The sequence below is a fragment of the Pseudoalteromonas sp. 13-15 genome, assembly GCF_001468205.2.
Lineage (GTDB): Bacteria > Pseudomonadota > Gammaproteobacteria > Enterobacterales > Alteromonadaceae > Pseudoalteromonas > Pseudoalteromonas marina.
Map to the genome: position 1 here is coordinate 1,970,790 of NZ_CP019162.1, position 15,892 is coordinate 1,986,681.

The window sequence follows — 15,892 nt, forward strand, 5'->3', positions numbered from 1 at the left end:
AGCACCTTGCTATTATACGCCTCTTATTAATTTATCTCAGCAGTAATTGGAAATGATAATGCAAAGCCGCTTTAGTGTATTGTTTCTATTAACGTGTTTTATGTTGAGCACGGCATGTTTTAGCAATCAAAACACGCTCACATTTAACCGCCCTGATAACGTACCGCAAGCAAATTATGTTCTTGAGCTTCTTACACTCGCCTACAAGGACATAGGCTACGAAATACACCTTATCGATTTTAATCCCCAAAATGCTCTTCGCGCTGCTAATAATGGCACACTAGACGGACAGTTGGGTAGAGACAACAGTATAGAGGTAGATTTTCCTAATTTGCTGCCTGTTAACTACCCATTGTTCAAGTTTAAATTAATACTGTATAAAAACTGCCAGCAAAGCATATTAAACCGGCTCGATAACGTCGCTATTTTAGCTGATTGCCCCATACAAGCACAGTACATAAAAAATACGCAATTTGATGGTAATGTAATTGAAGTAAAAAATATAAGTACGCAACTAAACCTGCTTACTCAAGAAAAAGTAAAAGGTATATTGCTACTCGATTTTGCATCTGACAGTCTACCAATCCAGCATCCTGATGTTTGCTACCAAAAAGAGACACTACGTGTAACACCTGTTTATCATTACTTAAACAAACAAAATGCGCATCTAATTGAAGGCTTAGAAGTGGCACTTAATAAACTTCATAACAATGGCACGGCTTATGCGCTTAAAGCTAAATACAATATGTATGATTAAAAATCGAATCCGTGCTGCTTTGTCGTGTTAGTTGCACTTTCAGCTTGCTGTTTTTTAAGTAGATATCGCTTGTAGCGTTGCTGGCATAGGCTCAAAACTTTTTTCTTTTGTGCATTGGTTAAAGAGTTCCATAAAAATCGCTCGTCACGACTACGGTAACACCCTTTGCAATACCCTCTATTGTTAACTAAGCAAATACTTTTACAAGGACTTGGAATATCAAATATTTCAATTTGTTGCATAGCATACACCGCTTAGTTAAGGTCATACTTGCAGTATAGCGTTATTTTTAAACAAAAAAAAAGTAGCAATACTATTGCTACTTTTTACTTTATTTACTTAATGCTAAAGCGATTCAGGGCTTTTAACATTTATTTGTGCTTTACGATGAAATGGTTTTGCATACATAGCCAATACAAGTGGCTTAAGCTCTTCAGGTACCTGCGCAATACGTTGTTCAAATGTTGCCGTATCTGGAGAGTTAATTACCGACTCTTTACAACCACCAGCAATATAATTGCCTGGATGTAAGTAAAATGAATCTATTATTTGCTGGTCAATAGTGTTAGCAAGTTCCTCAGCGCTATCGCATTGTGACTCAATAGGCTGCCCAAAAGCTAAATGAACATGGCCCTTTGCCGTACTAAAGCCCTCAACGATGCTTAAAATATCTTCACCCACCGACTTAACATATTCACCATGTTGTTGCTTATGATAAAGCTCTTTAGCTTTTGCTATAGCGCATGGCTCATATTGATAAGAAATAGACACAGGCACAACTTTTAACTCTTTAATGTATTCACCAAACTCTTTCTTTTGCTTACGGCCATTAAGTTGCAACATTTTTAGTAATGCAGGATCGGTTTGATCAAAGCCATCTTTAGCGCGCCCTTCTTTTTGTGCAATCCAAATGGAGTGCCCGCCCATTAATGAGTCATAAATATACGACGACAATTGCGTAAGGGCTTTTAGCATTTCTTTAGGGGCTTTAGCTGAGCGCTTAACAATAAAGCTTTTATTTAAACGCATCAGCTCTGTTATGTAGGGTATTTGCAGTAAATTATCGCCAATAGCTATTCGTACCGTTTTCATTTTATGTTGGTATAACCCCCAGTTAACAAGCGCAGGATCAAGCACTATATCGCGGTGGTTAGAAACAAATAAATAAGCTTGATTAGGATCTAATTTATCTAAACCTGAAAAGGTGACTTTAGACGTGGTGCGTTTTATAAGTTTATCTAAATACTTAGCAACTTCATTTTGAACATCTTCAACGCTCGTTACTTTTCCCCACTTTTTGCGTAGTTGGCTTCTTACCAATGGGCGGGCAATAAATGGCATTGCTGATAGAAAGCGCGGTAGGTTATACTTAGCAATGACATCTATAAATGCATCATCACTCATTAAACGCGCTAATGATGCGTTAACCTCATTGTCGTTGTAAGGTCTTATGTCTGCGTACTTGTCTTCTAATTCACTCATTACTGCATCTATAAAGTTAAAAAACGGCACGTAAAATACGTACCGTTTGTTTTATTGGTTTGAGTATAACTCAGGCAAACTGAAATGCGAACTAAGTCAGGCTATTGCATTTTTATAAAAACTAACAAGCACTCTAAAAAGTACATATATAACAAATAATTAAGTAATGCTCTTACCAGTTACCTTTCGCTTTGCTTGTAATGCTATGACAACTAAACGCAGAATAAGTGCGATTAAAATTACACCACAAATAAAGCTTAGCCAATATGGAAGCACCTGATGCTCTTCACCTAGTTGCGGGGAAACAACAAACCCAAACTCAGTTACTAAATAATCCGTTAAAAACCCAAAAATCAATGCAACCCCAATAACCCCTGTCAAATAAGCGAATACAGCACGCTTGCCAAGCTCATTAGCTACAACACCTAACGTAGCAATATTTGTTGCCGGCCCTGCGAGCATAAACACTAACACCGCTCCAGGCGATACTCCACTCAATAACAAGCCTGCAGCAATAGGCGTAGAAGCAGTGGCACAAATATACATGGGTATACTGATCAAAATCACCACGAGCATGGCAACAATGCCACTGCCCCACTGTGTTAAAAATGACTCTGGAACATAGGTCTGTACCAACGCGGCAAAGAATAAACCAATCATTAACCAGACCATGGTATCCGACAGAAGTTTATTGCAGCTAAAACTTATCGCTTGTTGTACTTTCTGCCATTGACTTTGTAATGCCTTGTTTGGTTTATCACAACAACTGGTTTGAACTTTGGGCTCCGCCGTTTTAGACGCACAACAACTGGTTTGAACTTCAGGCTCTGCCGTTTTAGACGCACAGCAACTGGTTTTTGTTTGAGCACCTGCCGCTGGCTTAGTCTGCAGCCTATCGGTATCTCGCCCAACTAACACACCTGCAACAATAGCACTGCAGATAGCAGCTATGGGACGAATAATAGACATAAACGGACCTAATAACACATACGATACTGAAACAGAATCAACCCCTGTTTCAGGCGTCGACACTAAAAACGCAGTCGTGGCACTTTTTGAAGCACCGGCGCGTCTCAATCCTATTGCAGCAGGAATAACACCACATGAACACAAAGGCATTGGCGCACCAATTAAAGCCGCTTTCACTGTGGTCAAAAAGCCTTCTTTACCTAAATGTTTATTTAAAAAATTTGCCGGTAAATATACATTTAATAACCCAGCAATCAGCAAACCAAGCATTAACCAAGGGGCAGATAATAAAAATAACTGCCAAAAATTATTAAGTAAGTCCATCGATGTCCTCCAAGGTTGTTAATATTGAACAGTTATAAGCGGGTTCTTGTCCACCACAGCACTTATCTGCCAGTATCGATAGCGATTGATGAAAACGTGTTAGCTCAGCAATACGCTCTGCAACTAGATCGCGTTTTTGTATCGTTAAATCTTTCACTTCATGGCACGAATGCTGGTGTTTTTTAAATTTAATTTGCAGTAACTCGCTGATCTCTAACAGGCTAAAACCAACATTTTTAGCACGCAAAATAAACTTCATTTGTTTGAGAGCTGCCTTATCATAATCGCGATAACCTGCCTCGGTTCGACTTGATGGCGTTAACAAATTGTGTTTTTCATAGTATCTTAGGGTATCTGTTGAGACACCTAACTGATTTGCAAACTCACCTATTTTCATTTGTTTCTCCAATGAGTATATTCTCAACTGATGCCAACTATAAACCTTAGAGCACACACCAAGGTCAAGTATTAAAATTTATTTTATTTAATTAGGACACATCATGAAAATTACTGTTCTCGATAACGCCACATTAGCAAATACATCACTTGCCTGTTTAGAGCAACTAGGGAGCCTTAAAACCTACGAACTTACTAGCCCTGAGCAAGTTGTTGAGCATAGCCAAGGGGCTGATATTTTAATTACCAATAAGGTCGTGTTAAACCGCGAAACAATTAGCCAACTAAAAAATCTAAAACTAATATGCGTGAGTGCTACGGGAACTAATAATGTTGATCTAGAGGCTGCAAAAGATCACGGCATTGCAGTTACAAACGTTGCAGGTTATTCAACACCTTCGGTTGTTCAACATACCTTCTCTTTAATCACAAACCTGCTAGGTAATACACACCGATATCAAGCTGATTGTCAGCAAGGTGCTTGGCAGAAAAGTGAAATGTTTTGCCGTCTTGACTACAGTTTTAATGATTTACAAGGCAAAACACTAACAATCATAGGCGGTGGTACACTAGGACACGCTGTTGCAAATGTAGCCGAGGCTTTTGGTGCAAATGTAGTTATGTCTGAGCGCAAAGGCGCACCATGTCGTGATGGCAGAACGCCTTTTGACGAAGCCATAAAAACCGCAGACATAATTAGTGTGCACTGTCCGTTAACAGAAGAAACGCGCAATCTAATTACCTTAAACGAATTTAAAGTAATGAAACCAAGCTGCATCATAATTAACACAGCACGAGGCGGTATTATTAATGAGGCGGATTTAACCAGTGCACTAGAGCAAAATATAATTGCTGGCGCAGGCGTTGATGTATTAACAAAAGAACCTGCTGAGCTTTCAAATCCGCTGGCAAATTATAAAGGGAATAACCTATTGCTAACGCCGCATATTGCGTGGGCAAGCACCGAATCAATTGTGCGATTAGTCAAAGAGGTAAGTTTAAATATTAAAGCGTTCAAGCAAGGGGAGTCTCGTAGCCGCTTAGTTTAATACTCGCATTAGCGAAGTAACCTGAGCTCTGAATAGTAAATACCTTAATCATTGCTTGGGTTAAATAAACCAAAAAGTGGCTGTTTTTACTAATTTTTTTATTTTTTAAAATTAACGAAATACCCCACACAACGTAAGTAATTGATTATAAATAAAATTTAAACTTGGCGTATACTTTGCGTTACTATCATTAATAATTAAGTAAAAATGATTAAGGTACATACAAAAATGAATAAATCTCTACTAGCAGCGGCACTTATTACTCCATTTTTAACGGGTTGTGTTATCGCCGTATCTGATGGTGAAGCAGAAACGCACTGGGCAGGTAATGACTCAACTAGCTGGCAAACTAAGCACAAAAATAATCGCGAAGCGATTTCTGAATTAAAAATGGATAGCAGCTACCAGTCGGTATTAACAACACTTAAAACCCCTAATTTTACCGAGTTACTAAAAAAAGGGGATGATCTGTATCAAGTTTTATTTTATGCAACTCATAGCATTCATTCTGATGGTAAAATGACTAAAGATGAGTGTACGCCACTTGTATTCAAAAACGATAAACTTGTCGGTATTGGTGACAGCGCATTAAATATGGTTAGCCACTAAAATACAAAAAGGCCAGTAACGTTACTGGCCTATTTTGTTAGTGAGCGACCACTCTATTACGGCCAGCCTCTTTTGCTTCATACAACCCTAAGTCAGCTTCTTCTAATAATGAATGCTCTGAGGTTGAGCGGCCATTTTCCATGGTTGCAACGCCAATACTGATAGTTATACATTGTGCATTTAACGATGTTTTGTGTTCTATATTTAATTTGTTTACAGCGCTTCTAAGCTTATTTGCAAACGCAATTGCTTCCTCTTTAGATACATCAGGTAAAATAGCCGCAAACTCTTCCCCACCGTAGCGGGCAATAAAGTCACTTCCACGTTTACATTGTGCCAATAAAGATTGTGCTACTTTTTTTAAACATTCATCACCGGCTCTGTGGCCATATGTGTCGTTGTATCGTTTAAAGTAATCTATATCCATTAGCAGTACAGATAGCACCGAGCCCCCTCGTTTACTTCTTCGCCACTCTCGAGACAAATTTTCATCAAGGTAGCGTCTGTTGGGTATTTCGGTTAATCCATCAATGGACGCTAACATTTCAAGTAAATCGTTTTTTTGTTTTATCAGTAATTGATTTCGTACTCGCACTCTAACAATAGAAGCGCTGAATGGCTTAGTAATATAGTCCATCGCGCCTAGCTCTAATCCTTTTGATTCATCAGCATGCTCTTGATTAGCAGAAATAAAAATAACTGGAATAGCCTGGGTAATAGGATTTTCTTTTAACTTAACAATAAGCTCAAAGCCGTTCATAACGGGCATTACAATATCAAGCAGAATCAAATCAAACTGTGTAGTTCTTACAAAAGCGAGTGCCTCTTCTGCACTTTTAGCTAAAAACACGTCATGCTCTTCACACAACGTTTTTTCAAGCACTAACCTGTTAAGTGGATCGTCGTCAACTACAAGCACTTTAGCTTTTTTTGACATCCACCGCCTCCAAACCTCTAATAAATACAATAACCTGCTTCAACTGCATAATAAGCTCTTTTATGATTTGATCTTCAGGGTCATTGGTTGCTTTAAGACTTTGTTCGCACTGAAGCGCACAAGACGATAACCGCTTAAAACCCAAGTTACCCGATACTCCTTTGATACTATGCACTAAACGTACCAATTCACCTTTAACAGTACATTCGTCAATTTGTTGTAATTGGGTCTCACATAGGCTAGAAAATTTATCAATCATAGTATTAAGTAACGCCTCATCAGCGCTAAATTGAGCTAAGGCAAATGCCCTATCAAAAAATACCGTTTTAGTGATCTGCATATCTGCAATAGCATCAAGTAGTACTTTTGCTACAACGGGCTTTGTTAAATGTTTATTCATACCGCATTTTAACGAACGCTCTATATCCGCAGGCTCACAATGCGCTGTCAATGCAAATATAGGCAATTGCTTATCGTCAAACTGTTGACGAATCAACGTAGTAGCTTGACAACCATCTATATGCGGCATTTGCACATCCATTAAAATCAGATCTGGTTTTAAAACTTGTAGCAGCTCCATACCATCAGATGCATTGGTTGAGGTTACAACATTTACATTAGCTTTTTCTAAAACACTACTTATAATTTCTAAGTTTAGTTTATTATCATCAATTGCCAAGATCAGTAAACCTGACACCTCTCTACTCGGTTGCTGTGCCTGTATATTAGCGTCACTTGCAATTTGCTTTAATGCAAAACCACTACTTAAATCAAATAATCGCTGCCCAAGTGCAGATGCTTTAACATGCTGCGCTAATAAGCCTTTACTCATAGATGAACTAAAGGTTAGCTGATGATTAACGATAATGACCGATACAGCGTGTGAAGTAAGCGAGTCATATATTGCTTTTACACTTAATAGCTCAGGTAAATCAGCTTCATCAACAATGAGCTGATTACATCCCGAAAGCTTGATTGGGTAATTCAATGCTTCATCTAAGTCAATACTGGTTAACTCTGAATAGGCTGCTACAGCGCGTTTTAAAGCTCGGCTTCGCTGGGATATAATAGCCAGAGCATCAACAGGCAACAGCTGATTTTTTGTATCGTCTACCTGTAAACTAATGCTGAAATAAAACTCACAACCAAGGCCTTTTTCACTGTTTACGGCTATCTCGCCGCCCATGAGCGATACAGCATGTTTTACAATAGCCAGCCCTAACCCTACACCTTGATGGGCGCGTGTTGATGATTCATCACCTTGTGTAAAGGCATCGAATAAACGTAATTGGTCAGCCTCATTAATCCCGCTGCCAGTATCTTTTACACTAAAACAGATCGCTTGCTCGGTACTATCTCCCTCAATTAGCTCCATTTTTAAGGTAATATTGCCATTGTGAGTAAACTTAACAGCATTAGTTAATAAATTACCCAACACCTGCTGTAGTCTTATGCTATCGCAAATCAAACTAGGTGCAATTAAAGGGTCAACATCAATAATAAATTCAACCCCTTTTTGCTCACACAAGGGCCCTGTTAAGCTATCGCAAATATCAACAAGTTCCACAACCGTAAATGGGGCTAGTTTTAACTCAGCCTGTGCGCTTTCTACTCTGGCAAAATCGAGCATGCGGTTGAGCATTAAGAGTAAACTTTGCGCAGCTTGCTTAGCTTGATCAGTTTGCTGAATTTGTCTTTGCGTAAGCCCTTGCTCTATAAGCATGTCAAGCAAACCTAACACCGCATTCAAAGGGGTACGTATTTCATGACTTAAGTTAGCAATGAAGCGACTTTTAGCAAGGGTTGCGCGCTCAGCATTGTGCTTAGCTTTAGTTAATGCACTCACATCTTGTAAGTGGATAACATAATACGAAGGATCTCGCTTTTCATCCCACACGAGCGATACACTGAGTTGAAGCCAGCTAGTCAAATTTCCTCGTGCTAATGTTAAATGATAAACCTCTTTCTTATCATCAAGCAGCTGAGCTAATCTTGTTTTAATTTCTTGCCACTGACTATCATCAAATAGTAGTTTAAGTTGCTCACCTACCAACACATCTTGCTCAGTAAATAGTTTTCTTGCTGCTTTGTTTACCTGCAATATAGTCTGATCAAGCGAAAGAAGCACAACACCGTTTGCAGCAAATTCAATAGCACTTCTAAATTTAGACTCAGACGCTTTTAGTGCATGTAAAGTTTGCTGCTGTTCTGTTATATCTCTACCGATCCCCATTGTGCCTAACAAGTGCTGCTGCTCATTGTAAAAAGGCGCAATCGTCAGTTGGTAAGACTTATCATCTGTATCAACGCGTTGCTGAACATTACTGCGATTTTGTAAAACCTGTTTTTCAAGAATACTTATTTGTTCGTATTCGTCCGTTATATCTTGTATACGCCTACCCACTAGCGCGCTTTGATCGCATCCAATGTAAGCTTCAAACGCCTTGTTACACCCTAAAAAAGACCCATCAATATTTTTAAAATATATAAAGTCAGGAACACTGTTTAACATTGTGTTTAGTAAAGCTAAATGTCGCTCTTTAGCTTGATAACTGCGTGTTAGTTTTTCTGATTGCAATTGAAGCTTTTCGTCAAGCTCTCGGTTTACATCTTGCAGCGAATCGACTAGTTGTCTGTTTTTAGCAAATACTAGTTTTATTTTAGTGAACCATGGCTGCCAATTAATAGGGATTTGATAATTAGACTCTTTTCTGTTGTCGCTATTGCTTTGCTCTAAGTAATGCATGAGATGTGTCATAGGTTTTAAAAATATGCGCTGACTTAACCAAAAGAACACACAAAACATTAAACTTAGAAACAGCGTTAAAAATGTAAACTCGAGTAAAATTTCATACCGAATAACATTTACAAAACCGGATTTAGACTCATAAAATGCAGCATGTATTGGGAGGTTGCTTTTTGGCTGCATAAAAAAGTTTGTGCCACTGGTTAACACCGTTAATTTTTGTTGTGATGCCGCCATTTCAGGCCAGTATTCTTTAAGTGTGATCCCCTCAGCTATTGCATTTTTTGTGCTTGCAACAACCTGATCAAACCGATTAACAAATATATATTCTCCCTGATTTGGCGTAACTTTTTTTAGCCAGGCAGAAATAACCTCCACATCGTAAATAACGATAATATAATCACGCGAGCCAAGTTCTCGCTGGCGTCCGATTGAGTAGTAAGCCTTCCCGTCTATATTTACAATCGGGCTTGAAGATAAAAGGCTGCCTGAAAAGTCTGGTTTAAATCGCCCTTCAAGAATCTCTGTTAGTAATAAACTCTTGCTCTTATTACGCCTCGCTACAAATGCAGCGCCATTTTCATCAACATACGCAACGGCGCTAAGCGACTGCATAAGTGCCAGAGTTGTATTAAACGAAGGACCTAATTTAACTAACTGTTGCCACTTTGAAAGTTCATTTGGTGAAAGATTAAAATCCCCTTTACCTACAATCTCGGTGCCTTGTTGAGTAAAATGGCGATAGTAATAACCTTCATACTGATTAATACCTTCAAATAAATTACGATTAGCAAGACTCAGTGCAGGCTGCTCGTATAAGTTAAGCATATTAGCCATTAAATCACTGATTGATTGCATGCCATGATTTATTTGGGCGGATATATTAAGAAAATCAGCGTCACGTTTTTCTACTGTGCGCTCAAGCTTGATATTGTAAAGATGTAAACACAGTAAAAAAGCAACGATTAAAGGCACCAACAGGGCAACAATTAAAGAGCGATAATAATGTTTGAGAGGTAAAAAATTCAACGTGCAGTCTGCCATTTGGCCCGAAAATCAATCATTAGACTATCGAGCCAAATAGTTAAGCGCAAGTTATAAATTCTCTTCTGCAAATGAAGCCAACCGACTCCTTACAACACCATTAAGATTTATAGTTGCACTACCTTCAAAGTTTTTAAAACGCTCCACTATGTAGGTTAAACCTGATGTAACTGGCGTTAAATAATTACTGTCTATTTGCGCTAAATTACCGGTGCAAATGAGCTTGGTGCCTTCTCCGCAACGAGTAATAATGGTTTTAAGTTGAGACGCTGTTAAATTTTGACTTTCATCTAAAATTACCACCGCATTTTGAATACTGCGCCCACGCATAAAATTAACCGACTTAAACTGTACATTGGCCTTTTCCATGATGTAATTTCGGCTCGATATTGGGTTCTCGTCACCTTTATGGAGTACTTCTAGCGTATCGGTAATAGCAGCGAGCCACGGCGCCATTTTTTCCTCTTCCGTACCGGGTAAAAAACCAATAGACTCTGCAATTTCAGGGGTATTTCGGGTCACAAGCACTTTATCGTAAATACCTTTTTCTATAACCAACTCAAGTGCACAGGCAAGCGCTAATAACGTTTTCCCACATCCAGCGGGACCCGTTAAAATCACCAACTCAATGCTAGTATCAAGTAATGCATCAAGCGCCATACCCTGATAAATATTTTTGGGCTTAACACCCCATGCATGATGATGCATTAGCCGCTCAACACTAATATCTTTTATAGTAATGTGCTTATCATCAAACGACTTTACCCTAGCTGCAAAGTGATTACTCTCGTCAAGTAAATACTCATTACAAAATACATCGGGTATTAAATTTTTAGGCACATGATGAAACGTATCTCGCCCGTGCTGCTCTGTATTGCATTGCCCTACATGTTCCCAAAAATCACCCTCTACTTTTTTATAACCGCTAGTGAGCAAATTAATATCATCAATAAGCTGATCTGTTCGGTAATCCTCTACATATTTAAGCCCTGCACCTTTAGCTTTTAAGCGCATGTTTATATCTTTGGTAACCAATATCACTTTTGAATCGCTATGCTGCTTTTGTAGATACACAGCACAGTTAATAATTCGATGGTCGTTTTCATTGCCTGGCAAACCCGAAATTGAGTCTGCGAATAAATGGTCGTTAACAATAATGAGCGTACCGGCAGAGCTCGACTTTGCTTTTTTATTACTGGGTAAGGCTACACCTTGTAGCATTTGTTCCGGGGTTGCGTTTTTGAGTACCTCATCTAAACCACGAATTGCAACGCGGGCATCGCGGCTTACATCGTGTTTTCTATCTTTAATATGATCAAGCTCTTCAAGTACGGTCATCGGAATAACCACGTTATGTTCTTGAAAAGACAAATAAGCGAGGGGCTCGTGGAGGAGTACGTTGGTGTCTAGCACATACATTTTACTTTCAAGGTTCGAAGCTTTTTCCATAGCACTTTCCTTACGTTTTATGATTTTTATGCTATACCAAAATAACTAAGTAAAACGGGCAAAAATCAAAACCTGCAATACTTAATTGCCAAGGCATATTGAAAGTTTAGTCTATTTGTCATAAAAGTCCGTTTTATTACAACCTGAATTTAGTTTTTATTTACCTTTTTAATGGGTTAAAAAATGGCGGTTTTATTCTTTATAATTAACACTTATAAAATTAATTAAAAGTGAGCTAAATAGCGCCTTGCAGTGGTGTTAGCTTACAGGTAACATAGCCGCCTTTTTCATCATAGACGAGACATACATGAATTTTTCCTTAGGTCAGCGTTGGATCAGTGATACAGAGTCAGATTTAGGATTAGGCACCGTTGTTGCCATTGAAGGCCGTCAGGTCAGCATATTATTTCCAGCCAGTGGTGAAAACCGTGTTTACTCTACAGCAGAAGCACCCGTTACCCGTGTGGCATTTAATCCAGGCGATGTGATCAAAAGCGTTGAAGAATGGGAATTAGAAGTCGAATCTATTGAAGTACAAGGCGAGTTACTTTGCTATGTAGGCACCCGTGTTGATAACGGCGAAGAAGCAAAGTTAAAAGAAACCTTTTTAGATCATTTTATAAAATTTAATAAGCCACAAGACCGTTTATTTGCCGGCCAAGTAGATCGTTTTGATCGTTACACGCTTCGTTACCAAACATGGCAACATAAATTTGAACGCGAGCAATCACCTATAAAAGGATTGATTGGCCAACGCGCTAACCTTATTCCGCATCAGCTTTACATTGCCCAAGAAGTGGGTAAACGTTTTGCACCACGCGTATTATTATCTGACGAAGTAGGCTTAGGTAAAACCATTGAAGCAGGCATGATACTGCATCAGCAAATTATTAGTGGTCGCGCCAGCCGTGTACTTATTGTTGTACCTGAAAACCTTCAGCACCAGTGGTTAGTCGAAATGCTACGCCGCTTTAACTTACGTTTTTCTATTTTTGATGAAGAGCGTTGCGACGAAGCCTTTGCCGACTCGCCAAATGTATTTGATACAGAGCAGCTAGTCCTTACTAGCCTTGAGTTTTTAACCAAGAAAAAGCGCTGGTTTGAACAAGCCACATTGGCTGATTGGGATCTATTAGTTGTTGATGAAGCGCACCACTTAAGCATTAATAACGGTAAACCAAGTACTGAATATCAACGCATGGCTGAGCTAAGCCAAGATATTCCGGGCCTTATTTTACTTACAGCAACGCCTGATCAACTAGGCCATAGCAGTCACTTTGCTCGCTTACAATTGCTCGACCCAGACCGTTTTTACGACTACGACGTATTCAAAGAAGAAGAAGCCAATTACAAAGATGTAGCGCAAGCGGCAAACCAGTTATTGCAAGAGCAAGCTCTTGACGACAATGCAAAAACAACGCTAATTGAGCTATTAAAAGAAACCGACATTACCGTCATTCTTGAAAAAGCGCAGCAAGGTGATTTACCAGCGCGCAAAGAAATACTTAACATGCTACTCGACAGACACGGTACAGGGCGTATATTGTTCAGAAATAGCCGCAGTGGCATTGATGGCTACCCAAGTCGTAAATTGCATGCCTATCCAATGGCATTACCAAAGCAATACAAAACGGCCATGTCGGTATTAGGTAACATGAGTGGAATTCAAAACGCTGAACTGAGCGCGCATCGTGCTCTTTTTCCTGAAAAAATATTCCAAGAGTTTGAAGGTGAAAGCGCAAGCTGGGGTGCCTTTGACCCTCGCGTAGATTGGTTAATCGAAACACTTAAAACGCTTAAACACGAAAAAGTACTCCTTATTTGTGCCAAGGCAGAAACGGCTATTAGCCTTGAACAAATACTGCGTGAACGTGAAGCGATTAAAGCCTCGGTTTTCCACGAAGGTATGTCGATTATAGAGCGTGACCGCGCGGCCGCCTTTTTTGCAGACGAATACGATAACGCACAAATATTATTGTGTTCAGAAATTGGCTCAGAAGGTCGTAACTTTCAGTTCTCACATCACCTAGTGTTATTTGATTTACCATTAAACCCCGATTTACTAGAACAACGAATTGGTCGATTAGACCGTATAGGGCAAACACAAGATGTAAACATTCACGTGCCATACTTTGAAAATACGGCGCAAGAAGTGTTACTGCGTTGGTACAACGAAGGCCTTGATGCGTTTGAAACCACGTCAACAACTGGTCAGCTATTGTATAAAGAATTTCGTGATGACTTACTCGAGTTTATTTCAGCCCATAACTGTGATGAAGACGAACTTGACCCACTCCTTGAGCAAGTAGCTCAGCAAAATACTGTGCTACGTAAAAAAATGGAAAGTGGACGAGATCGTTTATTAGAACTGCACTCATCGGGGCAAGGCGCCGCCGACTCATTAGTTGCTGATATTGAAAAGCTCGACAACCAGTTTGAGCTGCCCAGCTACATGATTAACGTGTTCGACACCTTTGGTGTAAGCCAAGAAGACAAAGGCGAAAATACAATTATATTAAAGCCTACAGAGCATATGTTAAGCGCATCATTTCCATCGCTTAAAGATGACGGCATGACAGTGACATTTGACCGTGATACTGCTCTTTCGCAAGAAGATGTACATTTTATCAGTTGGGATCATCCAATGGTGCAAGGCACGATGGATATGATTTGTGATGATGACTTTGGTAGCGCATCGGTTGCTTTACTCAAAAACAAAAAACTCCCTGCGGGCACCTTTTTTGTTGAGCTTATTTTTGTAGCCGAAGCAATGGCGCCTAAAGCATTACAAGTGGGTCGCTTTTTACCTCCAACGCCTATTCGTATATTGCTTGATAAAGCCAGTAATAACTTAGGCGAAAACGTCGCATTTGACGGGTTTAACCAACAGCTTTCAGCCGTTGGTCGTCAAACAGCAAGTAAACTTGCGGGTGCGCTACAAAGCGCAATTCACCCTATGATCACAACTGCAAAAGACATGGCACAAGAAAAGCTCGAGGTTATTCGAACACAGTCGCTAGCTAAAATGCAAACGTCTCTTAGCGAAGAACAAGAGCGATTAAGCGCGCTTAAGCAAATTAACCCTAATATTCGCCAAGAAGAAATTACTTTTTACGATAAGCAACGCACCGAGCTAACTGCACACATTGAAAAAGCGCAGTTACAACTAGATGCAATTCGCTTAATCGTGGTTTCTCACTAAGGTTTTGAGCTTTTAGTTGTTAGTAAAAATTGCAAACAACAGCAGCTAAGTAAAGCGTGGTATTTATACCGCGCTTTTTTATATTCAAAAAAGTATATAAATTAGAAGCCTTCGTACAGGCTATCAATGTTTTCCTTGAGCCTTTGCCCTTGCTACCCTAAAATAGCGTCCTTCAAAATCATTAAGGTCGGCCGTGTTAGTTAATTACAATCCCCCAATGAACCCGTATTTAACCATACTTTTTCAAGACGACGACTTGCTCATTGTTAATAAACCCAGCGAATTATTGACCGTGCCGGGTAAAGATCCTAAGCATGCCGACAGCTTAATTAACCGCGTTAATCGTGTATTTCCAACCGCAAGAATTGTTCATCGTCTTGATATGGCAACGTCTGGCATACTCTGCCTAGCTATTAATAAAGCTGCACACCGACATTTAAGTATGCAATTTCAAGAACGCGAAACCGCTAAGCGTTATATAGCTCGCGTTTTTGGTAAGCTTGAACAAAACAATGGCTCGGTTGATTTACCCCTTATTTGCGACTGGCCTAATCGCCCAAAGCAAATGGTAGATCATGAAAATGGCAAGCCATCACTCACTCATTTCAAAGTACTTGAACGAGAGGAAAACGCCACACGCGTAGAGCTCACTCCAATTACGGGGCGTTCACATCAATTGCGCGTACACATGCTAAGTCTTGGCCACCCCATTTTAGGTGACCGACTCTATGCTCATAAAGAGGCGCTTGCAGCCGCACCGCGTTTACAACTCCACGCACAAATGTTGCAACTAAAACACCCAGTAACCGAACAAGTAATGACCTTTGAAGCAGAACCCGAGTTTTAATGGACTCAATTACTTAGGAAAATTAAACTTTTAAACAAGCATGCCGATACCTAACTAATGACGATTGGTTGAGCGTGTTAT

General features: G+C 39.6%; 12 protein-coding genes. 5 read left to right on the forward strand and 7 right to left on the reverse strand.

The window, feature by feature from the left end; all coding sequences use genetic code 11:
* Window positions 1–58: 58 nt before the first annotated feature.
* On the forward strand, window positions 59–757 hold the full coding sequence (locus ATS72_RS09180; RefSeq protein WP_058429699.1) for a transporter substrate-binding domain-containing protein: 699 nt from the start codon (window positions 59–61) through the stop codon (window positions 755–757).
* Here the strand turns inward: ATS72_RS09180 and ATS72_RS09185 are convergent.
* The 4 genes from ATS72_RS09185 to zntR form a co-directional block, all read right to left on the reverse strand.
* Window positions 754–999 carry a DUF1289 domain-containing protein gene (locus ATS72_RS09185; RefSeq protein ID WP_006793207.1) on the reverse strand — a complete coding sequence of 82 codons (246 nt, stop codon included), beginning with the start codon at window positions 997–999 and terminating at the stop codon, window positions 754–756. The genes ATS72_RS09180 and ATS72_RS09185 overlap by 4 nt on opposite strands.
* A 103-nt stretch (window positions 1,000–1,102) precedes the next feature.
* Window positions 1,103–2,239: a 1-acyl-sn-glycerol-3-phosphate acyltransferase gene (locus ATS72_RS09190; protein ID WP_058429750.1), complete on the reverse strand. Its 1,137-nt coding sequence runs from the start codon at window positions 2,237–2,239 to the stop codon at window positions 1,103–1,105.
* Window positions 2,240–2,398: 159 nt separating this feature from the next.
* Entirely contained in the window at window positions 2,399–3,532 is a 1,134-nt protein-coding gene (locus ATS72_RS09195; protein ID WP_058429698.1) for an SO_0444 family Cu/Zn efflux transporter, read from the reverse strand.
* Window positions 3,519–3,929, reverse strand: a complete 411-nt coding sequence (gene zntR, locus ATS72_RS09200; protein WP_058429697.1) for a Zn(2+)-responsive transcriptional regulator — start codon at window positions 3,927–3,929, stop codon at window positions 3,519–3,521. Before zntR ends, ATS72_RS09195 begins: the two co-directional genes overlap by 14 nt.
* A 103-nt stretch (window positions 3,930–4,032) precedes the next feature.
* On the opposite strand from zntR, the gene ATS72_RS09205 reads away from it, so the two are divergent.
* Both ATS72_RS09205 and ATS72_RS09210 read left to right on the forward strand, forming a co-directional pair.
* The gene (locus ATS72_RS09205) at window positions 4,033–4,977 is read left to right on the forward strand and encodes a D-2-hydroxyacid dehydrogenase (RefSeq protein WP_058429696.1); all 945 of its coding nucleotides are present in this window, start codon (window positions 4,033–4,035) and stop codon (window positions 4,975–4,977) included.
* 228 nt (window positions 4,978–5,205) lie between these two features.
* Window positions 5,206–5,586, forward strand: coding sequence for a DUF3192 domain-containing protein (locus ATS72_RS09210; protein ID WP_058429695.1), 381 nt, complete (start codon window positions 5,206–5,208; stop codon window positions 5,584–5,586).
* A gap of 37 nt (window positions 5,587–5,623) precedes the next feature.
* Here ATS72_RS09210 and ATS72_RS09215 read toward each other — a convergent pair whose 3' ends face one another.
* The 3 genes from ATS72_RS09215 to ATS72_RS09225 form a co-directional block, all read right to left on the reverse strand.
* Window positions 5,624–6,523 carry a diguanylate cyclase gene (locus tag ATS72_RS09215; protein ID WP_010556592.1) on the reverse strand — a complete coding sequence of 300 codons (900 nt, stop codon included), beginning with the start codon at window positions 6,521–6,523 and terminating at the stop codon, window positions 5,624–5,626.
* Complete coding sequence (locus ATS72_RS09220; RefSeq protein ID WP_058429694.1) at window positions 6,507–10,298, reverse strand: PAS domain-containing hybrid sensor histidine kinase/response regulator; 3,792 nt, start codon at window positions 10,296–10,298, stop codon at window positions 6,507–6,509. Before ATS72_RS09220 ends, ATS72_RS09215 begins: the two co-directional genes overlap by 17 nt.
* Window positions 10,299–10,364: 66 nt before the next feature.
* Window positions 10,365–11,762, reverse strand: a complete 1,398-nt coding sequence (locus tag ATS72_RS09225; RefSeq protein WP_058429693.1) for a PhoH family protein — start codon at window positions 11,760–11,762, stop codon at window positions 10,365–10,367.
* A gap of 307 nt (window positions 11,763–12,069) precedes the next feature.
* Here ATS72_RS09225 and rapA point away from each other — a divergent pair, with 307 nt between their 5' ends.
* Both rapA and rluA read left to right on the forward strand, forming a co-directional pair.
* On the forward strand, window positions 12,070–14,964 hold the full coding sequence (gene rapA, locus ATS72_RS09230; protein WP_058429692.1) for an RNA polymerase-associated protein RapA: 2,895 nt from the start codon (window positions 12,070–12,072) through the stop codon (window positions 14,962–14,964).
* Between the two features lie 193 nt (window positions 14,965–15,157).
* Window positions 15,158–15,811, forward strand: a complete 654-nt coding sequence (gene rluA, locus ATS72_RS09235; protein WP_058429691.1) for a bifunctional tRNA pseudouridine(32) synthase/23S rRNA pseudouridine(746) synthase RluA — start codon at window positions 15,158–15,160, stop codon at window positions 15,809–15,811.
* Window positions 15,812–15,892: the final 81 nt, after the last annotated feature.